Origin of the sequence: Gimesia alba, assembly GCF_007744675.1 — a bacterium.
In the GTDB taxonomy this organism is placed as follows: domain Bacteria; phylum Planctomycetota; class Planctomycetia; order Planctomycetales; family Planctomycetaceae; genus Gimesia; species Gimesia alba.
The window spans coordinates 7040330-7063352 of record NZ_CP036269.1 but is presented as its reverse complement, the minus strand read 5'-3'; the positions used below and the strand labels follow the sequence as shown (position 1 = coordinate 7063352).

The window sequence follows — 23023 nt, the reverse complement described above, 5'->3', positions numbered from 1 at the left end:
ATGAAAGACGGCGAAAAACAATGTACATTTCATCAAAGCAGGGAAGAATTAAATGATGGTCCGTAAACGACTTGCATCAATTGATATATCAAGGATCTTCACAGCGGTTTCGATTGCTCCGGCCTGGTGTTATGGGTTGTAAGTGCAATTATAAAAGAGGTTTGTGCCAAAGTCCCCCCCCCCTGGTCTCTGTGGTTTTTTGATGCGTGTGGTGCATGACACCTATACTCAGAATGCATTGGAATTATTAGATGTGCGTGTCCATAATTAACTGACGTTGATTCATCATTCCGCATGGAACACGTTCAATTTCAACCCAAATTCAAGGAGAGATCATGATCAAAACAACGCACTTCGCTCGTGTCATAGTGGGCTGTTCGGTGCTCTGCATCGCGACGGCCGGCTTCGCCCAGAAACATCCGCCCCTCACGAAAGACGGTGGGAAACAGGATATCAGTAAGTGCCCGGTGATGGGCGCACAAAAAAGTCCGTCCCAGAGACACACTGCGGCCGGGGGCATGTCAAACGGGGACTGGTGGCCGAATCAGTTGAATCTAGACATCCTGCATCAGAATTCACTCAAAAGTAATCCGATGGGGGAAGATTTTAATTACGCTGAAGAGTTTCAGAAGCTCGATTTGAAAGCAGTGAAGAAGGACATCAAAGAATTGATGACCACTTCTCAGGACTGGTGGCCCGCGGACTACGGTCACTATGGTCCGCTGTTCATTCGGATGGCCTGGCATAGTGCAGGTACCTACCGTGTCTCTGACGGTCGCGGCGGTGCATCGGATGGCACACAACGCTTTGCACCCCTCAACAGTTGGCCCGACAATGCAAACCTGGATAAGGCCCGTCGGTTGCTTTGGCCGATCAAACAAAAATATGGCCGGAAAATTTCATGGGCCGACCTGATGGTCTTAACCGGTAACTGCGCCCTGGAGTCAATGGGATTCAAGACATTTGGTTTTGCCGGAGGCCGTGCTGATGTCTGGGAACCACAAAAGGACGTTTACTGGGGACCGGAAAGCGAGTGGCTGGGGCGCCAGCGTTACAAAGATGATAAAAAACTCGATAACCCTCTCGCTGCGACACAGATGGGCTTGATCTACGTGAATCCGGAAGGGCCCGGTGGTAAGCCGGATCCGCTGGCATCAGCACAGGCGATTCGAGAAACCTTTGGCAACATGGCAATGAATGATGAAGAGACCGTAGCATTGATCGCCGGTGGTCACACCTTCGGAAAAGCACATGGTGCCGCCAGTCCCAAAGGAAACGTTGGCCCCGAACCTGAAGGCGCCAGTCTCGCGGAACAGGGGCTTGGCTGGAAGAACAAATTTGGAAAAGGCAATGCAGATGACACGATTACCAGTGGCCTGGAAGGAGCCTGGACTGCAACCCCGACAGAGTGGTCGAACGGCTATTTCAATAATCTGTTTGGCTACGAATGGGAACTGACGAAGAGCCCCGCTGGTGCGTACCAATGGACTCCCAAAGAGGAATCTGCGAAAGGAACTGTGCCGGATGCACACGATCCTTCCAAGTCTCACGCACCCATGATGTTCACGACTGACCTGGCTTTGAAGATGGATCCCGCTTATGGAAAGATTTCTAAGCGTTTCCATGAAAATCCGGATCAGTTCGCTAAGGCCTTCGCCAAGGCGTGGTACAAGCTGACTCACCGGGACATGGGGCCCGTTTCGCGCTGCCTCGGACCAGAAGTGCCCGAAGCACAATTGTGGCAAGACCCCGTTCCGGCCGTCGATCATAAATTGATCGATAAACAGGATGTCGCTGAGCTCAAAGCAAAAATCCTGGCTGCGGATCTGTCCGTTCCCGAGCTGGTTTCGACCGCATGGGCATCGGCGTCTACCTTCCGTGGCAGTGATATGCGTGGTGGTGCCAACGGGGCACGCATTCGTCTCGCTCCACAGAAAGACTGGAAAGCCAACGATCCAGCCACATTAGCAAAGGTCCTGCCAAAGCTGGAGCAAATTCAATCGGAATTCAACAGCGCTCAGTCAGACGGCAAAAAAGTCTCGCTGGCTGACCTGATTGTTCTGGGGGGATGTGCCGCGGTTGAGCAAGCGGCGAAGAAGGGCGGACATGAAGTTCAGGTTCCCTTCGCACCGGGTCGTACCGATGCGACACAGGAAATGACCGATGTAGCGTCATTCGCTGTGTTGGAACCGAAGGCAGACGGGTTTCGTAACTATCAGGATCATGGTACCGCTTATGACAGACCTGCAGAAGAAATGCTGGTCGATCGTGCCAATCTGCTGACGCTGACTGCGCCGGAAATGACTGCTCTGGTGGGCGGTATGCGGGTGCTGAATGCGAATTCCGGGAAATCGCCGCTGGGTGTGTTTACCAAGCGACCGGGAACGTTGAGCAATGACTTTTTCGTGAACCTGCTCGACATGAACACGAAATGGCAGAAGTCTCCCATGTGTGAGCACTTTTATGAAGGACGCGACCGCAAAACGGACCAGATGAAATGGATGGCCAGTTCGGTCGATCTTGTGTTCGGTTCGAACTCACAGTTGCGCGCCATCGCGGAAGTGTATGCCAGTGAAGACTCGCAGAAGAAGTTTGTCAATGACTTCGTAGCTGCCTGGACGAAGGTCATGAATCTGGATCGATTCGACCTTGATCCTGCTCTGAAGAAAGGAGAGAAGTCTGTAGCACTTCAACAACGCTAAGCGTTTCAGTTAGTGTTTGTTGACGGAATTTGTGGTTGTGAGATGGAGCAAGGTGACGAATCGACATGGATTCCACCTTGTTCCATTTTTTCACTCACTCTGCGATGGTACCGACCATCGATTAGCTTTTCTTCCAGTGATAGTCGTCCTGTTTTCGGAATCCATTCAGTACCAGCGAACCATCTTCAAGAAGATCCAGTGTACTGTATCCATTGTTCGACAGGCCCGACCCTTCGACCATCGCGACCATCGTGCAGTAATGGATGCCGCCAATCTCTGAATAGTGGTTCCGATGACTGTGTCCCTGAAAGACGGCTGCAACCTTACCTGATTGTTCCAGAACCTTGCGGACCTCAGATGAATTTTTAACCGCATGGGCATCGGTGTCTTTTAAATCGAGTGGCTGATGAGCAAAGATAATCGTGGGATGAGTGGTCTGCTTTAAGTCGGCCTGCAACCATTCCAGTTCTGGTGGGGGAACGTTGGCATCGGTCCATTTGAAATTGCGGCGACCGTACGGGGTGCCGTCACTTTTGAAACAGGAATCAAGTACGACAAAATGAAAGCCATTTTTGTCGAACGAATAATAAGAAGCTTTCTGACCGACGCCCTGCAGAAACTCCACTTTCTTTAACTGATCGACACAATGGTTTCCGAGGACATAGTGTTTGGGAAACGGCATCGCCGAGATCGCTTTGACGACTGTCTGTAGATGAACTTTTTCCTGCTCCAGTGATTCCCCTGAATCAATCAAGTCGCCATGAAAGACGACGAAATCGGGTTGATCACTTTGAAACTGCCCTACGACTTCTTTCAGTTTGGTTATCGTCTCGCGGTAATGACGAGAGCCGGCAGGCGGTTTGTCGGCGTAATGCAAATCGGTCACCAACCCGATACGCACGGTGCCTCGTTGTTTGGATTCCGCTGCCCGGGCTGATAACATTCCCAGCGCAGGCGAGGAAACTCCCGCCAGAAACAGGGTGCCATTTTTGAGGAAAGCACGTCTCCCCAGTGGTTCATTTTGCAGAAAAATCAGGTTTGCCATGAGGAGGACCTCGTTGTAAGGTGGGTTCTGGTGAATGTCCTAAGTCTCTATTTTGGCAGACATTTATGAAGAATCAATGACCAAAGAATGAATTCCAGCTCTTGAATTTCCTGAAAATTCAGAAATATTGTGATTGACATATCGTAATATCACGATATTATATACATGAGGTGACAAAGCTATGATTACAAAAGAAACCCCCGATTTTAACGGCCAGGCGCTGGAAGAGGCTGCAGAATGCCTCAAAGTTTTAGCGCACCCTGCCCGAATTCGAATTGTACAACTGCTTCTGCGCGGTCGCTATACTGTTGGTGAGCTTGCAGAAGACTGTGGTATTCCCAGCAACGTCGCGTCTGAGCATTTACGTCTGATGCAGCGGTGTGGGTTTTTCACAAGCGAACGTGAAGGCCGGAGCGTCTATTATCAGGTTGCCGAGCCCCATTTAAATAAAATGATGGCCTGCATTGAAGGACGTTTTTTTCAGAAGTGATCTTTTTTAAAACAATATGTCGTAAAATTACGACATGACGAGGTGAAAAAATGGCAGAAGTCAAAACAATCAAACCGGACGAGTTGGCCAAGCTGCATAAAGAAAAAGGCGTCGACGTGATTGACGTGCGAACGCCCGCGGAGTTTCGCGAAGTGCATGCGCCGATCGCCGTGAATATTCCTTTGGACAAATTGTGTGCAGATCACATTAAAGAACGGACCAATGGAAATGGCGACGCGACAGTCTATGTGATTTGTCAAAGCGGCAACCGTTCTTCGATGGCGTGTCAGAAGCTGCTTGAATCGGGCGTAACTAACGTCGTCAGCGTCGAGGGAGGTACGAAAGCCTGGGATCAATTGGGGCTGCCTGTGAATCGTGGCAAGAAGACGATTTCGCTGGAGCGACAGGTACGGATTGCCGCTGGCTTCCTGGTGCTGACCGGGGCGCTGTTAGGAATGTTTGTAAATCCCTGGTTCAGTGGTCTGTCGGCGTTTGTAGGAGCCGGTCTGATGTTTGCTGGAATTACCGATACCTGTGGAATGGCCATGATCCTCGCCAAGATGCCCTGGAATCAGGTTGCAACTGATGAAAAAGCACAGTGCAGTGTGTAAGAATCCATTCGAGAGAGAAGGAACTAAACCATGTTTTTTCAACGCTACTATTTAGATTGTTTATCGCTGGCGTCTTACATGATTGCTGATGAAAAAACGCGTGAGGCGGTGGTGATCGATCCCCAACGAGACATTGACATCTATCTGGAAGATGCCCGAGAACACGGATTTCAGATTAAGCATGTGATTTTGACTCACTTTCACGCTGACTTCATCGCCGGTCATATTGAGTTGAAGAAAGCCGTTGGCGCCCAGATCTATCTGGGAAGCAAAGGGGAAGCCGAGTTTCCGTATCAGCCACTCGCAGATGGTGATGAGCTCATACTGGGGGCGGTCAAATTAACCACACTGGAAACACCCGGTCATACTCCTGAGGGAATTTCCATGCTGGTTTATGATCTGGATGAAAACCCGGATCAACCCAAAATGATTTTAACAGGGGATACCCTGTTTCTGGGAGACGTCGGTCGCCCCGACCTGCTGGCATCGATTGGGGTGACGGCGCATGAGTTGGCCAGTATGTTGTATGACTCGTTGCATGACAAAATTCTGACGCTTCCCGATGAAACTCTGGTTTACCCGGCACATGGCGCTGGTTCCATGTGTGGGAAGCAGTTGAGTAGTGAAGCCGTGACGACTTTAGGCGAGCAGCGAAAATACAATTACGCACTTCAGCCCATGAGCAAAGAGGCGTTTATTGAAATGGTTACGACCGATCTTCCCGAAGCACCGCATTACTTTGTCCACGATGCGATCTTAAACCGGAAAGACCGGCAGACATTGAGCGAAGCCATCATCGCTTCATGGCACGCGTATTCTCTGGATGAAGTCCTGGAGATGCTGAAAAATGGCGCCCAGGTCATTGACGTCAGAGATGCCACTGAGTTTGCTGGAGCACACCTCAAAGGGAGCGTGAATATCGGCCTGGAGGGCCATTATGCAACCTGGGCTGGAACGATGCTCGATAAACAGGCTCCGATTGTCGTGATTGCCGAAGAGGAAGATCAGATTGAAGAAGCGATTATGCGGCTGGGCCGGATCGGCTTCGATCACGTCAAAGGGTACCTGAAAGAGGGGCTCAACAGTCTTCAGGATCATCCGGAACTGGTCTCGCAGACAAGGCGAATTTCGGCACAAGCGTTGAAGGAACTGGAAGAATCGACCACGATTCTCGATATTCGCTCCTCCTCGGAATGGGACGCGGGGCATATTGCCGGGAGTCTGAATATTCCCTTAAATCATTTAACAGAACGACTTGCCGAGATTCCGCAGGACAAGACCGTGATCGTACATTGTCAAGGCGGTTATCGTTCGTCGATCGCCGCCAGTCTGCTCGAAAAACAGGGGTACGACAATGTGATTGATCTGGTGGGCGGCTATAAAGCCTGGTCGATGACCACTGCCACATAATTTAATGAACGAGCAAAATATCGTTGCACGTTGAATAGAAAAACCTTTGCCCGATCCACTAAAATAGGGCAAAGGTTTTATTTTTTATTCAGCGATAGGTTTTCTAATGGTACTGCTGCCTGCTTCACGACCAAAACGGCATCTGAACGCCGCCGAAGGTTATCTCATGCTTGAGATGCACGAGCAGGCGTTGCGTGAACTTTCCCGCATCGACCCTGCTGATCGAGATTCCGAAAAATACAATCGACTGCTGGGGCAGGCACACCAGTTGGCAAAGCAGTATCCGGAAGCACTGGATGCTTATCAACGGGCCTATGATCTCGATCCGGAAAATTTGACTACGCTGATGGGCATGGCCTGGTGTTACAAACGCACCGATCAGTTGCCATTGGCCATTTCTGTGATGGAAGAAGCCTACCACAGCCACGCCGAAGAACCTGTGGTACTCTATAATCTGTCCTGTTATTTTGCGTTAGCCGGTGATAAAACAAACGCCCTGTCCTGGCTGGGACGCTCGTTGCGTATGGAACCCGGCTTATTGAAATTAATCGAAGAAGAACCAGACTTCGATTCGCTGCGCAGTGACAAAGATTTTCAGTTTATCGTAGAATCAGCAGGTGACAAAACTTCTCAGAAGTCATAGCCCGGCTGCGATTCGAGTTTGAATTAATCGGGATAAAACAACGACGGACCAGAAACACATCAATATGCAGGCACTTCAAGGAATCGAAAGCCACGATGATGGATATAGACACCAGCCGTTTAAAAGAGCACTGTGATCTGCTCTGCCGCACCACGCGCCCCGCGGAAAGTTCGGAACTGGAAGAGGCGCGCCGGTATGTCATTCGAGAATTAGCAGCCTCGGGTTGGGAAGTCGAGCGGCATCCGTTTCAGGCACAGGATTCCCTGCTGACGACCTTTTCCGGGCAAAACCTGATTGCGCGGCATCCAGGACTCTCCGCTCCCGATAAACCACAGTTTTGTATCGGCGCGCATCTCGACACCCGCCCTGAAACACCCGGAGCCGACGATAACACCAGTGCAGTCGCAACGCTGCTGGAACTGGGCAGACTGCTGCCTCTGTTTCAAGATTCAGATTGGAAATGGGGCGTCGAACTGGTTGCGTTTGACCTGGAAGAAAATGGGATGCTGGGTGGTGCAGAACATGCGCAGTTTCATCGGGGGCAACAGACCGATCTGCGCGGCATGGTTTCACTGGAAATGCTCGGATACTGTGATCCCACACCAGGCAGCCAGACTTTACCCAAGGAACTGGTGGGACTGTATCCGGATACGGGAGACTTCATCGCCGTGGTCGGAAATCAAAATTCAACAGCCCTCATCGAAACATTTCAAGCAGGCTTACAAAAAGTCACTGGACTGCCCGTAGAAGCATTACAGGTACCTGAGAATGGTGAAATGTTGCAGGCCACTCGTTTGAGTGACCATAGCCCGTTCTGGGATGCCGGCTATCCGGCGTTAATGATTACGGATACCAGTTTTCTGAGAAATCCGCACTACCATCAACCCACAGACACGGTCGATACGCTTGACTTTGAGTTCTTAACCAAGGTCGCACAGGGAAGCCTGGAAGCGGCCAAACAGATTCTGCATAGCGGATATTAAATTTGACACTTTTGTTTCATCCTTTCTGCTCACTAAGGAAGATATGATAGATCATGAACGATGCGACTCAGGAAAAAAAAGATCTTCTTACCATTACCGAACTTTCTAAACCAGAACGACGCGTACTCGGCGTTTTACTAGAGAAAGCGTTTACCACCCCCGACCAGTATCCGCTGACTTTGAAAGCGGTGACGACAGGCTGCAATCAAAAAAGTAACCGTGATCCGATTTCGCATTACAGTGAATCACAGGTTTTTGAAACTCTGGATGCACTTCGCGAAAAAGGCATCGTGGCGGTCGTACATTCAGACAGCGGCCGCACCGAACGGTATCGGCACTACATGCGGCACCGTTTTGAATTCACCGAACCGCAGCTTGCGATTCTGACAGAACTCTGGCTACGGGGCCGTCAAACTATGGGTGAACTCAGAGGCCGCGCCAGCCGCATGGTTCCGATTGAGACATTAGACCAGTTACGGGCGGAATTTAAAGGACTTCTGGATCGAAAATACGTACAATCGAATGGAAGCATTGAACGGCGTGGCATTGAAGTCGATCACAACTGGTACCAGGAAAAAGAAGGCAAGACACTGGGTTTTGAGTCAGCACCCGAAAATGAGCCAACTGAAGTTAAAAGTACATCAACTGCACCGCCTGTCGCACCAGCTGCTTCCAGCGAACTAACCGCGATGCGTGATGCGATTGAACAACTCCAGATCGAGAATCAATCACTCAAACAACAAATCAATACGCTGACAGAATCGCTTGAGCAATTGAACCAACAGTTTTCAGATCTAAAGCAGGAATTGGGAAGTTAACACGCTTCACTGAGATCCTTCCGGAGCGAGAGAATCATGATGAAAACACATCCTTACGCGTTCTGCACATTACTGATGCTGGTTTTCATCCCATTCAGTGGTGCCACATCTTGTAAAGCCGCGGAACGTCCGAATCTGGTTTCGATCGTTACTGATGACCAGGGACGTTGGGCCATGGGGCTGTATGGAAACAAACAAATTCATACTCCCCACATGGATCAAATCGGTCGAGAAGGAGCAATCTTTACAAATGCGTTTGTCGCGACCCCGGTCTGTTCTCCCAGTCGTGCCACGTTTCTCTCGGGGCGTTACCCGACGGAACTCAAAATCACAGATTATATATCTCCCGATGAAGCAAAAAGCGGCTTTGGACTGTCTGCGTCAACGTGGCCGCAAGTACTGCAGAAAAACGGATATCAGACTGCTTTGATTGGGAAATGGCATCTCGGCGAGCAGAACCGATTTCATCCCAGCCAGATGGGTTTCGATCACTTCATGGGCTTTCTTTCAGGGGGGACACGTCCCATGGATCCCACGTTGGAAATCAATGGAGAAACGAAAAAACGGAAAGGCCCTCTGCCCGATCTGCTGGTAGACGACGCCATCCAGTTCCTGCAGCAATCCAAGGACAAGCCGTTTGCCCTCTGCCTGCATTTTCGAGCACCGCACACACCCTACGGCCCCGTTCCCGATCAAGATGCAGCCCATTATCGGGGAATGGACATTGATGTTCCCATCGCACCAGGGGTGATTCCAGAACAGATCAAGAAATCGAATCAGGATTATTATGCCAGTATCTCATCAGTCGACCGTAATATCGGCAGGCTGCTGAAAGAACTTGACCGGTTGCAACTCTCAGATAATACGCTGGTGATTTTTACCAGTGACCACGGCTATAACAACGGGCGGCACGGTATCAGTACCAAAGGAAACGGCCACTGGCTTGCCGGGGGTGTGACTGGTCCTAAACGACCGAACATGTGGGATACCTCAATCCGGGTGCCTTTGGTCATGCGCTGGCCCAAAGTGATCAAACCGGGAACGCAATTTGATGAAATGGTTTCGAATGTCGATATGTTCAAATTTGTACTCGGTGCCTTGGACGTGCCCGTACCTGAGAACCTGACGTTACATGGGATCGACTATTCCCCGTTACTGTTTGGGAAACCAGTCAAGAACAGGACCGCTCTGTTTGGGCAATACGACCTGCACAATAACGGGCTGGCTTATCTGCGGATGATTCGTACTCCGCAATTCAAATTCGTCAAACATTATCGCGCCAAACGAATGGATGAATTGTATGATCTGGAAGCGGATCCGGGGGAAACGAAAAATTTGATCCGGAGACGGACCAATGCAAAATGGCAAAAAACGGCGGATTCACTGGAACAACAACTGATTGACTGGCAGAAATCGATCAAGGATCCGATCCTCGAACCTGCTTACCAGTAACAAGATAAGTACTTTCGATGAGGACAATTGTTTCCTGCTCTATTTTGAGAAGATTGGCGTTTTTTATTTAATATCCATCAACATTCAAACGGAATTCGTATAAAACCAGAATACGAACCGCTTTGGGAATCAATCTCACCTAAACTTTTGAGGACAAATATGCTTTCGATTTCTCGTATTAGCCTGATACTCTGTCTGCTGACAATCACTGTTGGCTGTCAGAAAGGCTCAGAACCAAGCGCTGAAAATTCTACCGCTTCATCTGCCAGTGAATCCACTCCCATGGATTCGGAAAAAGGAGCCCCCTCTGAAACAGAGACCGCTTCCAAGTCGGGTGAAACGAAAGAGGGGGACCCCGAGAAACCCAAGGCTCCCGAATTACCGACGAGTGTGAAGGGGACCTGGGTATTAATGCTGCCGCAGCAACAAAGCATGATGCCTCTGTACTTGTTCAAAATCACTCCCCCGGAAGCCTCTGCGGAGTCAGATAAAAAATCAGAAGAAGAACCCGCCGCAGTTGTGTTACTCTCCAAAGGTGCGGAAATTGCACCGGGAAAAATTATCTCATCCAAAGCGACTGAAAAGACGGTCGAATTTGAAGAAAGCCTGTTAAACGACGGTGAAGAATTTGTCCGTTTGAATTTTCAGGGCAAGTTGGATGGAGTTGCGATTCTGGGAACGATCTCTTTCAATAATGAAAGTAGTACTCCCGCCCTCCTGCTGCCGACCACTGAAAAAGATCTTTCCCGCATCAAGGAACCAATGCCTTCACCTGGTGCGCAGGAATTAATGCAGGCAATGCAATCGAAGGATGCATTCGAGCAGTTAAACGATTTTACTCAAAAGATGAAGACGGTTCCGCTGACAATGGATGCTTATCCAGCTCTGGTCGCCATTGCGCTCAGCCAGAAAAAGGATGCTAAAACGCTGGAAGAAATCATCAATCGTTATATCGAAACCGCTGGTATCTGGGGAAATCGACAACAGGTCAGTTCATTGATCAGTGTTGGTTCGATGTTAGCCCGAAGCGATTCTGATTCCAGTCTGGCAACAAAATATCTGGATCAGGCAGACAAGTTGATCAAAGAGGGCGTCAAACCCCTCAAAGGTTGGGACCTGGACATGGCGCTGGCCAAAGCACGTGTGGGCCTGAAATCTGACAACAAGGAGCAGATTCAGGAAGCCGGTAAACTGCTTCAGGCAGAGGAGAAAAAGCATCCACACAATCGTGAACTACTGGCAGAGCTGGTGAATTATGAAAAATCGCACGGTAGTGTCGATAAAGCGATTGATCATTTGGGAATTCTGGCCGGCTCTCCTCTGACAGGTCGAGAACGAAATTTGCTCTTTGCTTCCAAGCAAAATCCGGAAGCAGTCAAGTTCGAACATCCTCGAGATACGCTGACTGCACTCTGGAAAGAGAAACATGGTTCCACAGAAGGTCTTGACGAATATCTGACGAAATCATTCAAGCGCTTTCTGCAAAGTTATGTCTCCAAAGAAGCCAAGGACGTTGATTTAAAGAAAGGCAACCGTGTCTCGTTGATTGAGTTATTCACCGGTGCTTCCTGCCCACCCTGCGTCGCAGCCGATCTGGCTACTGGTGTCGTAGAAGCTTCCTTCCCAGACTCCAAAGTCATCGTGTTACGATATCATCAGCATATTCCTGCTCCTGATCCCCTCACCAATACGGATTCAGAAGCGCGGTTTATCCTCTATAACCATCGTGGAACTCCTTCTACCAATTTGAATGGTCAAATGGTTCCCGGAGTTGCCGGTGGAGTAGAACAGGTTGAATCTTCTTATCAACAGATTCTGGAAGCCTTGATTCCAGCGCTTTCCGAAAACACGGATGTCAAAATTGATCTGTCTGCTGTCGCAAAAGACGGCAAACTGGATCTTAAGGCAAATGTAACAGGCACGGATAAGATTAAAGAACCTCTGCGTCTGGTAGCGGTACTTGCGGAAGACGAACTGCACTTTGAAGCATCTAACGGGATCAACGTGCATGACATGATTGTACGATCCATGTTGAGCGAACCAACCGGCTTCCCTGCCGTTGATGGCAAATTGTCTCTGACAAAATCAGTGCCATTGAGTGATTTCAAGGGACGCCTCACAGATTATCTGTCTGCCTATGAAGAACGATCAAATGCAAACTTCACAGGTGCACCTCTTGCTCTGGAAAAACTCCACTTTGTTGTCTTCGTACAGGGAGAGCTTTCCAAAGACGTCTTCCAGGTTGCTTCGGTTCCGGTCTCCGGCACGCTTGATTATAAGACGGCCAAACCGAAACCAGCGCCAGAAAAAGCGAAGCCGACTCCTGCTCCGAAACCAGCTCCCAAACCAGAAAAGTCGGCAAAGCCGGAAGTAAAGAAAGAGGCCAAACCAGAAACAAAACCGGAAGCGAAGAAAGCAGCCAAGCCGGAATCAAAACCGGAGGCAAAGAAAGAAGAAAACTAATAACGCTTCTTCGTTGCTGAAGATCAGTTAATTAAAACAGGGCATGGACCACCCATGCCCTGTTTTATTTCAAGCCACTTTCAGCCAGGAGACTGTTCACTCTTCTTCAGCAGGTGGTGACGGTACCAGCTTCTCAATGATACCACTGCTGTTACTATCTGCCTCTTCATGAAAGACAGGTTTGCCGTCCAACATCAGTTTCGATGTGCGGGAGGGAAGCTGATCCCGCTGGATACGGCGAAACTGGGGAGAATGCTTGCCCATCCGGGTGTCTCTCTGGTCCATGATCACCCGGGCTGCTTCCCGTACTTCCGCATCGCTCAACCGGCTCAGGTTTCCGAGCTCTGCCAACGGTTCCAGGATTTTGGTTGCTTTCGCGACAGTGCTCTCCATCAGGACAATATCAAGCAACTCCCGTCGCATGCCTTTCATGGAAGCGACCTGTTCCTGCACCCGATCCTGCAGGTCTCCCAGCACTTCCAGCGTTTCAACCGCATCAACGACGCGTCCTGTCTCTGCCAGCAACTTAGCCTGAATCGTCATCAGCGATTGCAGGTTCGTACCGGCTTCCGCGACGTTCACATCTTCATCCGTCAGTGTTTTCTGCAGTGAGATTAACTGTTGCGTCGTTTTTTGTGCAGCAGTAATCGGCTCGGTTTGAGCCACCAGAGTTTCCTGCAGTGCAATCATTTTCTGGCTGTTCTCACGAGCCGCTTCCAGTTGCTGAGACTGATCTACAATCTGCTGCTTGAATTGGGTGAATTCATTAAAAGCAGTCTTGGCATCTTTGATGCCCGTTGATTGATTGATCGCCATTTTCTGCAACTTGATCATCTCTTCCAATGTGGAATGCGTCAGTTTCGTCTGGGCCGTCTGAGAAGCCAGCTGGTCCTGCATCGCCAGCATTTCATCCAATGTCATTCGGGCTTTCGACGTTAATTCATCCTGTTGCACTACACATTTCTGGAAATCATTGATCTTCTGAAAAGCAACCAGAGCCTGTTCTGTTTTGGCAGACTCTTTTTCCAGCAGGATTCGCAAGTCTCGAATCTCGGCCACTGCGGATTGAGCATCAGTAAGATGATTTGCCTGAGAATTTAAAACACTCAGCAAATTGTTGACCTGCCAGGCACTGGTTTTCGCACCGACCAGTTTATCCATATCCTGCTGAACAGCGACCAACTCTGTCTGCAGGTGGTTGATCTGGCTTAACATCGGACGTGCGACCATGAAGTACATGCCCAACAGGCCTGTCGCTACTCCCATCACCATCATCGTCCAGGTATTCTGACCAGTCGAGAACCGGGCGTTGGTGTCCAATCGATATTGTCGTTCCCCTGAACTTCTCAAGGCTCTATCTCCCAGCATTATGATTTAACACGGACATAAAAATGGCACATCCTGTAAGGTTTTACCATGCATCCCTGCAAAACCACATTCGCTGTATTATCTAATATCGCCATATTTACATTTGAAGTTTTCTCATTATTGAAAGAAAAGCGAGAACATTTGAAAAAAGTTTGGACTGTATCACCATTTGTGAGCTATGACCTTTTTCTGAATCATCATCCCAACTTGTTTCATAGCAATCACAATGTTAGGTTTGAATCATGAAACTCGACTCCCATTTCCGTTTTATCTCCAAGAGGAATATTGATGCTGGATATCCAAATTGAACAGGCAACTCTGAACGACTGTGAGATGATTACTGAATTTAACATTCAGCTGGCTCAGGAAACGGAAGCCAAATCGCTCGACAGAGAACTGGTTCGAACCGGTGTTGTGGAATCGCTCGGGGATACCCGCGGCTGTTGTTACTATGTGGCCCGTTATCAAGAGCGTGTCATCGGCCAGGTCATGTTTACGCGCGAATGGAGTGACTGGCGGAACGGTGAGTTCTGGTGGTTCCAAAGTGTCTTTGTTGATCCGGCCTTTCGGCGTCAGGGAGTCTTTCAGCAACTCTCTGCCCATATTCAGTCGCTGGCACAATCCAATCCGGATGTGGTCGGGCTGCGTCTGTATGTGGAACAGGAAAACGAACGTGCCCAATCGACCTACCGACAAATCGGGTTTGATTTTCCAGGATATCAGGTCATGGAAAAAATGCTGGAACGTTGACGCGTTCCGATTGTAGATGATATACCAGTTAGAGAATATATCGCGCGCTACTATTTGCTTGTCAATCACTCTCAGGAATCAATCCATGTCGGAATCAAATCGTCAGCCCAGTGAAGTACTGCTACATAAACATACCAGACGGGAATTTCGCGAACGGATGCAGTCAGGTGAGTTAAAGGCCTGTATCATCCCGGTCGCTGCCACCGAACAGCATCTGGAACATCTGGCGATGGAGCATGACTGGAGAAGCGTGATGCTGGTCGCAACCGAAGCCGCCCGGCTGCTGGCGCCGGAAGTGATCGTGGCACCTTCCATGAATATTGGCATCAGCGAACATCACATGAAGCATCCTGGAACGTTGTCTGCTTTGCCCGGAAGCTGGCTCAGTGTGTTGTTTGATACCATTCGCAGTATGCATCAAGCCGGCTTTGATAATATTCTTGTTCTGAATGGCCATGGCGGAAATATTGCCCCCTGCCTGGGAATGTGGGGGCAATTTCAACAGCGACTGGAGATCAATCTGCAGTTTGAATCGTACTGGAATCTGCTACCCGAAGAAGTGGCATTGGCGAATTTAAAAACCAAACGCTGGCCCGGTCATGCCCAGGAATTCGAGACTGCCTTTGCGATGGCAGCCTTCCCCGAAAATGTACGTATCGATGCCATGCAGGATCAGGAAGATCGGGAACCCTTAGAAGCCACGGCAGAGGCGGGTCAGAAAATGATCGATGAAATCGTCAAGCAGGTTTCACAATACGTGGCAGGTATGATCGATGGAACGAATGTAGCCGAGATTCCCCCGTTTCATACTTAATAGATCAAACGGGGGAACAGGCGGCGTGTCTATTTATTTTGCGGGCTCACATTGCGCCAGTGCTAATAAAGCATACGCGGTTGCCAGATTCGGATCGGCTTCGTACCAGCGTTCCGCTTTGTTCGTCCAGCTTCCGTTTTCGTGCTGCAGGCTGGCCAGATGGTTGATTAATTCTGCGCGCCAGTTGTGAACCTTGCCATCAGCTTCTTTGAATTGTTCTATCTTCAGCGCGTTGAGTGCTTTCGCGAACGTGTTGAAATAATAGTAGAGCCCCTGCTGGCCCATTCCCGGGTTTTCTTTTAAAGAGTAATGACGACGAATCCATTCGCTTGCGGCTTTGACTCGCTTGTCATTCTGATCCACTCCGGCATAGATCATGCTCTTGAGACCAGCGTACGTCATACTGCCATAAGAACGCAGGCCGCCATCGGGATTCTTTCCTGCCTGTGATGTCCCGCCGGCAGCAGGTGTATAATAGAAACCACCATCATTGATCTTGGACGAAAATGGAGTCGTATTGTGTTCCGATTCCAGGTTTTGTGTGCGCGAGACAAAGACCAGTGCTTTCTGAATTGCCGGATCATCCGATTTCACGCCTGCTTTACGCAGCGCTTCTATCAGATATTGTGTGTTGGAGAGATCAGGACGCTGATGGCCACCATAGCCGGCGCCTCCGAAGCTGGTATCAGAAGACTCCAGCCCTTCTCCTTTATCCCACTGCAGCCCTCTTAAAAACTTCTCTGCATTTTTGATAATGGTATCGTAACGTCCCCCCTGATTGGCGGCACTGAATGCCATGATGGAAATACAGGTTTCATAGTTACGGTGATTACTCTTGGCGTAATAAATGCCGCCATCCTTCTTGATGAAACCTTCCAGGCGTTTGAGCGCTTTCGCAACCACCGGATCGCTGGCGGGAACGCCGCTTTCCAGTAAAGCCGTGGTCACCAGAGCACTGATGCCAGGGACCGTTTCGGTCGTCCACAGCCCATCATCCAGCTGGCTGTTCTTCAGATAATTAATTCCCTTTTGCTGTTCTTTTTTCAAAGTCTGTAAATCGGCATTGCTCAGAACGGGTTCTGCGGCCACTGCGGTAGAAAATAAACCGGTCAGTAGCAGAGACCACAGGCTGGCGGCTCTCAGATTACGTCGAGACAAAAACATTAGTGGATCCTCACTCTCACTTTGAACTGTTTCTAATAGGGGCAATGTATCATCGAATTCAGAAATAGGGGCGTTAACAAATAAGCCGTCCAAGATGCGTTTTTATGTAGAACGACAACCGAATCGACGTTGTTCAACCTGGATGATACTCCGTATGATTTTCCGGCGGGTACAGTCAGATTATATCCAGACGCGAACAGGTTAGAAAACAGTGAAATGCAGATTTCATAAAAAAACGCGTGTGTATAGATAACAGTACTGACTCTGGACTATAATCACTGTACTTTAAGGGAATTTTCACAGGACTTTCTTCCCCGAAACCTTAAGCCGACATCTGTGTTTCATGACTTCGACAATGACGTTTACTGCAACATCCGAAACCGCAACCGATGTTCCACAGCGGGTAGATTCATTCCGGCACAACGTACTTGGTTTGGAGATGCAGGTTGAGACTCCAGAAAATGTGATTCTGACTTACCAACTCGCCGGCCCCGCACAACGCTATGTTGCTTATATGATCGATCTGGTCATCCGGGTGTTGATGGTGCTTGGAATGATGATCATCACACGCATGCTGGGAATTGTTCTACCAGGTACCGCGTTTGGGATGTTCCTGGTTTTCTCGTTTCTGAACACCTGGGGTTACTACACCATTTCTGAAGGTTTTTTTAAAGGGCAGTCGATTGGTAAACATTTCTGTGGCTTGCGGGTGATTCGTGATGAGGGTTATCCCATTACGTTCTGGCCGGCTTTATTACGAAACCTGGTTCGCAGTGCGGATGCGATTGTCTTTTATGGCATAGGCATCACCAGCATGCTGTTGACCCGACGTTTTCAAAGACTGGGCGATCTCGTGGCGGGAACCGTCGTGATTCAGGAACGTTCCCTGACGCTGCCTCGAAAACCGGTCATCCTCGATAAAATTCAGCCGTTGAATAAAAATGAAATCGGCAGCTTCCTGCCCCGCGATGAAGTTCTCTCTCTGATTGACGAATTTATTGGGCGCCGGCATGTTCTGACTTATGATCGTGGTCATGCGTTGGCGGCGATCCTGGCGAATAGTCTGGCAGAACGCTTGAACTATTCGGGTGATCCTAAAAAAGTGACTCATTATCCCATGGCATTTCTGGCGGCCGTCTATAAGACATTCAGTTTTGCAAAAGAGGAGGAAGAACAGGAAGCCGTCAACGCCTATCACGGTCTGGGTTCCCCTGCGGAGGTGAATCGTGAATAAGCACAAGTTCATTCAGGAGCGGCGACCTCATTGGAAACGGTTTGAAGCACTGCTTGAGAATGCTTCCAGAAAATCGATTTCCAAACTTCCGACAAAGGAGATTTCGAATTATTCACAACTGTTGCGTGAAGTCTCGCATGATTTAGCCACCATCCGATCACGGGGCTGGGGCCAGGATCTGATCTCCTACTTAAACGATCTGGTCGCCCGTGGTCATAACTTGTTTTACAGCGCACCTCCCGCAAATCTGGCGGGCGTCTATCACTATCTGGCATTTGAATTCCCTCGGCTCTTTCGCGCCAACATGGGTTATTTTCTTACAGCGTGTCTTTTGTTTTTCCTGCCTTTGGGAATCAGCTGGTGTGTGGTTCAGAATAATCCCAGTCTGGCGAGCAGGGTCATTCCAGCAGAAATGATGTCGCAATTCGATCAGATGTACGGTGAAGACAGCTCACTTAGTACAGAATCAGAGGAATCAGCCGAGGAGGGACAGGAGTCAGACGAGTCTGAAGAACTTCCACTTGGTAACTACGGCGACCAGCGCGCCTTGATGGCGGGATTTTATATCAACCATAATGTAGGAATTGCTTTGAAGTGCTTTGCACTGGGAATTTTACTGGGGATTGGCACTGTTTACACGCTGTTATTCAATGGCATCTATCTGGGAGCCGTTTCCGGCTATATTATCAGCCAGGGGAACGGGGACCGTTTTTTAAGCTTTGTCATCTCGCATGGGTCATTTGAATTGACGGCGATCGCCGTCGCAGGCGGTGCTGGACTGATGCTGGGAAATGCTCTGATTCATCCTGGTCAGAGAACCCGGTTTCAATCGCTGCAGGTACGTGGTCTCGAAGCCGTTCAGATAGCGGGGGGCGCTGCCGTCATGCTGGTCATTGCGGCATTCATTGAAGCGTTCTGGTCTCCTTCGGATGATATTCCGAGTAGCGTGAAATATATCGTGGGCAGCGGGCTCTGGTTGATTGTATTTATTTATCTGGGGTTTGCGGGGCTTCAATCAAATTCTCAACTCAAACCAGTTGGCAACAAGAGACAAGACAGCGCGGCTGAAACAGATTTGAACAGGGAACGGCAAGCATGAGATTTGAGAACGTCAATATTGCGCTGGTTCCCCGGAAAGGCCTGAATTGTGTGGATCTGGCGATCATGTTTTATGGTCGTTTTCTCATTCCGGTACTGAAACTCTGGGCGCTGTTTGCGATCCCGGCATGTACGCTGGTTTATCTGCTCAGCTATTATTTTCTGACAGATCTCAGAGCGGTAATCACTGTCGCCTATTTCTTCTCTTCACCGCTGGGAGTCCTTCTTACCTGGAGTACGGCGCTCTTTACGTTTGGAAATGAGACGGGGTTCCGCAGCTTGCGGAGCCAGTTCAATCCAAAACTGATTCCGTTAATACTGCGTTGTCTGTTTGATCGCGCGCTGTTCTTTATCGGTCCTGCGTTGATTTTATTCTCGGGAAATGTCCTGGTGTTGGCAGGATTGATCTATCTCTTCTTTCCCGGGATTTGGTTAGCCGTGCGAAATGGATTTCGGGTAGAACAGTCCTCTCTCCGTTTTGTCGGGGTCGCGTCCCAGGAAGGAAGCTCGCACGATCATCGCACGAAAGATCTGATTTCTCATGATTTTGGGGGACTCTTTGCACGTGGATTCTGGACCTTTTTTTTCTGCTATGTCGTCACGTTAGTGCTCTTTATTACATTTGATTATCTTTCCTATAAGTTACTGGATTTTCCCATTCTGATCGGGCAAATCCCTTTTCTTTTTGAAATGAACAATCTCGACGAGTCACTGACGAATATTCTGCTGCTGATGACGACGGACCCACGAGTGTTAACGGTCCTGACCGGTTTTATTCTGCTGGTCTATCCTATTGGTCGGCTGGCCTGGTTCTTTACGTATATCGATCTGCGCGTCCGTCTCGACTGCTGGGATATGGAGCTTCGGATGACTGAAGTTGCTCAGAACCTGAATTCCCGGGGAGCCAGTTCATGATAGTTCGTCGTTCCTTACACCAGACCTGCCGACATAAGACAAAATGTACGTTGTTTGTCACAGCCTGCTTGGCTCTGTTCACGGCGACCGCATTTGCACAAACGACAGTGGACGAATCGATTGACCTGTCTTCTCCTGACCGGGCCATGATCGAGCAGGATACCAAACAAATTTTGAACCGCCCCGAGTTTCGACACCTGACACGAGAGCGTCAGATTACCGGAGATGCCGCTTTTGACCTCGAGGATCTGGTCAAAGATCAGACGCAGTCAGAACCGCGGCAAGTTTCACCGGTTTTAGCCGGGATTGTAGGGATGATTTTTCGGGTTTTGTCTTATGCCGCCATCATCTGTGCCTGCGGTCTCATTCTGTTTTTACTCTATCGGTCTATAGCAGGTTTTCGCTACTCACGTCAATTAAAAGATGAGACCGATGACCGGCAATTGCAGGGAGAAGTTACGTTCGAACAGATCGTTTCACCGGCAGAGAGTGAGGTTTCAATCTACCTTGAACGTGCCAAAGCACTTGCCCAGACCGGTGACTACCACAATGCGATTATTCAGTTGATTTATGGGTCAATGAGTTTTATTGAACGGGCAGGCTGGATTCGATTTCGAAAAGGCTTGACCTATCGCGATTATCTCCGAGCCGCCCGCCCCCACGGTTTACCCGGCGATTCATTTCGCCAGATCATTCGCACCTATGAACCGCTGGGGTTCGGTCGTCGCGAAGCCACTAGAGAACACTTTGAAAGTACGCTCCAATTTTATGAATCAGCCTTCCAGAAAAAAGCGTGAACGCAGAAACGCCGGCTGGGTCTGGCTGTTTTTTCTGTGCCTCTTACTGCCGCTGCACCTTTGGTTTCCGGAGTTTGGAACCGGTGCGCTCGACGATTCTTATAGTTCGTCTGCCAGTGGAAAAAAAGCGTTTTATTTGTTACTACAAACGGAAACTTTCGGCACGGAACGAAACCGTGCTCCTTTGAACGTCTTGATTCAGTCACTGGATTATGATGAAACACTTTGTATTCTAGGGCCGGCCCGCTATCCCAGTCCACTCGAATGGTCGTCGCTGCTGGCTTGGGTGAATGAGGGAGGACGACTGGTGATTGCCGCGAATGACCAGCACCCGGAATTTGCAATCTCCTCGTTAGACATCAAAGTCCGCTACCTGGATGAAACCGAGCGTGAAAATATCCCGCGTGTGGAATCAGAAAAGAAGAATAAGACGCGTTTATCTTTTTCAAAAAACGATAGCCACACCCTGTTGGAAAGTCAGGCCACGACGGTTTTTCCTGATGCTCCTTCTATTATCTGGGAGACCAACGCGCAAGTTGAATCCCCCATGGGAGAGACACTGATTACGGCGGGAGATACGAAGCAGGCTGTGAAATTGCGTCACGGCATTGGTGAAGTCGTTGTCACCGCTTCCTCTAAACTCTTTTCGAATCAATCGATGGTTGATGGTGGGGGCGTTCCCGCGTATCGCTTGATTGAATCTGCGGGAGCAGCCGACTATGTGGTCGTTGATGAATCACTCAATGCTTCGGGAACCTCGAAAGTCGTGGCGCTATTAATCGATCCGACCTTCAGGCCTTTAACAATCCAGCTGTTGATTACGCTCTTAATTTATGGCTGGTGGCGCAGTATCCGATTTGGCCCGATCCTTTCGTCCCACATTCTCCCGCGGCATAACATCGTTTCTCACACAGACAATGTAGGAAACCTGCATTATAAAAAAGGAAACGGGCGGTTTTTGCTCTACGCATACGTCAAACAGTTATTCACACAGTTGCATCTCAGGAACTTACGGGGAGAAGAGCATCGTGTGATTGACCCCATTGCCCGGCGGATGAATGAAGATCCGGAACAAATCAAAATACTTCTGAAGCAGGCAGCGCAAATGACCAAATCAGAAAAAGTCGATCGTCATCAAATGGGCAATTTAATCCGTAAACTGTCTAAAATTCGTCAAGCAGCAAACCCCGGACATTCTCAAGATTAAACTACGAAAGCGTTTTTGTGATCACTTATCATACGATTGCCAAAGTCGGCGAGATTCCCGAAGGAGAAGGCCGAGCGTTTCATATCGAAGGTCTCATGATCGCCGTTTTCCTGAAGCAGGGAACATATACGGCCATCAATGATTTCTGCCCGCATCAGGGAGCACCACTTTCTACGGGATATGTTGATGACGAAGGCGCTGTCACCTGTCCCTGGCATGCGTGGCGATTTTGTATCAAAGATGGTACCTGGCTCGATAATCCCAAGTCCAAGCTGCACGTCCCCGTTTATCCGGTTCGCATTGAAGGAGACGAGATCCAGGTCGGACTCGAACTCCCTGCAGAAGAAACCGAATCGAACGAAACTCAAAGCTGACAGGAATCGCCCGGTTCCAACACAATGGGCTCTGCCGTTGTCTGTGCGCGAATTTGTTCTGCCCACGCGGTGGCATCCTGCTCAATCAACGGCCAGGTATTATAGTGCATCGGCATGACCCGCTTGGGAGCAATCAATTTTGTCGCCCGCACCGCATCTTCCGGCCCCATGGTGAAATTATCACCAATGGGTAAAATCGCCAGGTCCACCCCTTCTTCGCCGATCAAAGTCATATCGTAAAACAGCCCGGTATCTGCGGCGAAATAAATCGTGCCATCATTTAATTTCAACAGAATTCCGCAAGGACTGCCGCCATTACTTCCATCAGGTAACATCGAACCATGATGGGCGATTGTGAGTTTAACGGTTCCAAACTCGTATTGATGCGCGCCACCAATATGCTGTGGATGCACATTCTTCACGCCCTGCTTGCCCATCCAGTCGATAATTTCAAAATTGGCAATCACCAGGGCATTCGTGCGTTTGGCAATCTCAACCGTATCACCAACATGATCGCCGTGGCCATGACTGACGATGATTGCATCTGCAGTCGCTTCATTCGCCGAAATCGCGGCACTGGGATTCCCGGTCAGAAACGGGTCCAACAAAATCGTTTTACCGGCGGTTTCTATTTGGTAGGTGGAATGTCCCAGCCAGGTGATCTTCGTTGCCATGATAGCCTCTG

Annotated in this window: 21 protein-coding genes; 17 read left to right on the top strand and 4 right to left on the bottom strand. The window is 49.4% G+C overall.

The genetic code is table 11. The features are described from left to right. Nucleotides 1–335: 335 nt before the first annotated feature. Nucleotides 336–2702 carry a catalase/peroxidase HPI gene (gene katG, locus Pan241w_RS26320; RefSeq protein ID WP_232107282.1) on the top strand — a complete coding sequence of 789 codons (2367 nt, stop codon included), beginning with the start codon at nt 336–338 and terminating at the stop codon, nt 2700–2702. A 121-nt stretch (nt 2703–2823) separates the two neighbouring features. On the opposite strand, the gene Pan241w_RS26315 is transcribed toward katG, so the two are convergent. Then, nucleotides 2824–3747 carry a metallophosphoesterase family protein gene (locus Pan241w_RS26315; protein WP_145221878.1) on the bottom strand — a complete coding sequence of 308 codons (924 nt, stop codon included), beginning with the start codon at nt 3745–3747 and terminating at the stop codon, nt 2824–2826. A 181-nt stretch (nt 3748–3928) separates the two neighbouring features. On the opposite strand from Pan241w_RS26315, the gene Pan241w_RS26310 reads away from it, so the two are divergent. The 8 genes from Pan241w_RS26310 to Pan241w_RS26275 all read left to right on the top strand — a co-directional run bounded on the left by Pan241w_RS26310 (nt 3929) and on the right by Pan241w_RS26275 (nt 12617). Next, the gene (locus tag Pan241w_RS26310) at nt 3929–4237 is read left to right on the top strand and encodes an ArsR/SmtB family transcription factor (RefSeq protein WP_145221875.1); all 309 of its coding nucleotides are present in this window, start codon (nt 3929–3931) and stop codon (nt 4235–4237) included. 50 nt (nt 4238–4287) lie between these two features. Further along, the gene (locus tag Pan241w_RS26305; protein WP_145221872.1) at nt 4288–4848 is read left to right on the top strand and encodes a rhodanese-like domain-containing protein; all 561 of its coding nucleotides are present in this window, start codon (nt 4288–4290) and stop codon (nt 4846–4848) included. A 30-nt stretch (nt 4849–4878) separates the two neighbouring features. Next, on the top strand, nt 4879–6258 hold the full coding sequence (locus Pan241w_RS26300) for an MBL fold metallo-hydrolase (protein WP_145221869.1): 1380 nt from the start codon (nt 4879–4881) through the stop codon (nt 6256–6258). Between the two features lie 106 nt (nt 6259–6364). Then, nucleotides 6365–6901, top strand: coding sequence for a tetratricopeptide repeat protein (locus Pan241w_RS26295; RefSeq protein WP_145221866.1), 537 nt, complete (start codon nt 6365–6367; stop codon nt 6899–6901). A 95-nt stretch (nt 6902–6996) separates the two neighbouring features. Next, nucleotides 6997–7884: a M28 family peptidase gene (locus Pan241w_RS26290; protein ID WP_145221863.1), complete on the top strand. Its 888-nt coding sequence runs from the start codon at nt 6997–6999 to the stop codon at nt 7882–7884. A 53-nt stretch (nt 7885–7937) separates the two neighbouring features. Beyond that, nucleotides 7938–8702: a DUF480 domain-containing protein gene (locus tag Pan241w_RS26285; protein WP_145221861.1), complete on the top strand. Its 765-nt coding sequence runs from the start codon at nt 7938–7940 to the stop codon at nt 8700–8702. A 36-nt stretch (nt 8703–8738) separates the two neighbouring features. Then, the gene (locus tag Pan241w_RS26280; protein ID WP_232107281.1) at nt 8739–10154 is read left to right on the top strand and encodes a sulfatase family protein; all 1416 of its coding nucleotides are present in this window, start codon (nt 8739–8741) and stop codon (nt 10152–10154) included. A 282-nt stretch (nt 10155–10436) separates the two neighbouring features. Continuing rightward, a complete protein-coding gene (locus Pan241w_RS26275; protein WP_145221858.1) occupies nt 10437–12617 on the top strand; it encodes a hypothetical protein in 2181 nt (726 codons plus the stop codon). Between the two features lie 96 nt (nt 12618–12713). Here Pan241w_RS26275 and Pan241w_RS26270 read toward each other — a convergent pair whose 3' ends face one another. Continuing rightward, nucleotides 12714–13967 (bottom strand): hypothetical protein, encoded by a 1254-nt coding sequence (locus tag Pan241w_RS26270; RefSeq protein WP_145221855.1) that lies wholly within the window; start codon nt 13965–13967, stop codon nt 12714–12716. Between the two features lie 306 nt (nt 13968–14273). On the opposite strand from Pan241w_RS26270, the gene Pan241w_RS26265 reads away from it, so the two are divergent. Beyond that, entirely contained in the window at nt 14274–14735 is a 462-nt protein-coding gene (locus tag Pan241w_RS26265) for a GNAT family N-acetyltransferase (protein ID WP_145221853.1), read from the top strand. Between the two features lie 85 nt (nt 14736–14820). Beyond that, nucleotides 14821–15549 carry a creatininase family protein gene (locus tag Pan241w_RS26260; protein ID WP_145221850.1) on the top strand — a complete coding sequence of 243 codons (729 nt, stop codon included), beginning with the start codon at nt 14821–14823 and terminating at the stop codon, nt 15547–15549. 33 nt (nt 15550–15582) lie between these two features. On the opposite strand, the gene Pan241w_RS26255 is transcribed toward Pan241w_RS26260, so the two are convergent. After that, nucleotides 15583–16713 carry a prenyltransferase/squalene oxidase repeat-containing protein gene (locus Pan241w_RS26255; protein WP_145221847.1) on the bottom strand — a complete coding sequence of 377 codons (1131 nt, stop codon included), beginning with the start codon at nt 16711–16713 and terminating at the stop codon, nt 15583–15585. 355 nt (nt 16714–17068) lie between these two features. Here Pan241w_RS26255 and Pan241w_RS26250 point away from each other — a divergent pair, with 355 nt between their 5' ends. From Pan241w_RS26250 to Pan241w_RS26225, 6 genes are read left to right on the top strand one after another with little or no spacing between them, the layout of a single operon-like run. After that, a complete protein-coding gene (locus tag Pan241w_RS26250; RefSeq protein ID WP_198000166.1) occupies nt 17069–17947 on the top strand; it encodes an RDD family protein in 879 nt (292 codons plus the stop codon). Further along, a complete protein-coding gene (locus Pan241w_RS26245) occupies nt 17940–19046 on the top strand; it encodes a stage II sporulation protein M (protein WP_145221841.1) in 1107 nt (368 codons plus the stop codon). The genes Pan241w_RS26250 and Pan241w_RS26245 overlap by 8 nt, the downstream gene beginning before the upstream one ends. Continuing rightward, a complete protein-coding gene (locus Pan241w_RS26240; protein ID WP_145221838.1) occupies nt 19043–19960 on the top strand; it encodes a hypothetical protein in 918 nt (305 codons plus the stop codon). Before Pan241w_RS26245 ends, Pan241w_RS26240 begins: the two co-directional genes overlap by 4 nt. After that, nucleotides 19957–20757, top strand: a complete 801-nt coding sequence (locus tag Pan241w_RS26235) for a DUF4129 domain-containing protein (protein WP_145221835.1) — start codon at nt 19957–19959, stop codon at nt 20755–20757. Before Pan241w_RS26240 ends, Pan241w_RS26235 begins: the two co-directional genes overlap by 4 nt. Continuing rightward, nucleotides 20729–21964 (top strand): DUF4350 domain-containing protein, encoded by a 1236-nt coding sequence (locus Pan241w_RS26230; protein ID WP_145221832.1) that lies wholly within the window; start codon nt 20729–20731, stop codon nt 21962–21964. Before Pan241w_RS26235 ends, Pan241w_RS26230 begins: the two co-directional genes overlap by 29 nt. A 17-nt stretch (nt 21965–21981) precedes the next feature. Further along, the gene (locus Pan241w_RS26225) at nt 21982–22338 is read left to right on the top strand and encodes a Rieske (2Fe-2S) protein (RefSeq protein ID WP_145221829.1); all 357 of its coding nucleotides are present in this window, start codon (nt 21982–21984) and stop codon (nt 22336–22338) included. Here Pan241w_RS26225 and Pan241w_RS26220 read toward each other — a convergent pair. After that, nucleotides 22329–23012 (bottom strand): metal-dependent hydrolase, encoded by a 684-nt coding sequence (locus Pan241w_RS26220; protein ID WP_145221827.1) that lies wholly within the window; start codon nt 23010–23012, stop codon nt 22329–22331. The genes Pan241w_RS26225 and Pan241w_RS26220 overlap by 10 nt on opposite strands. Nucleotides 23013–23023 lie beyond the last annotated feature (11 nt).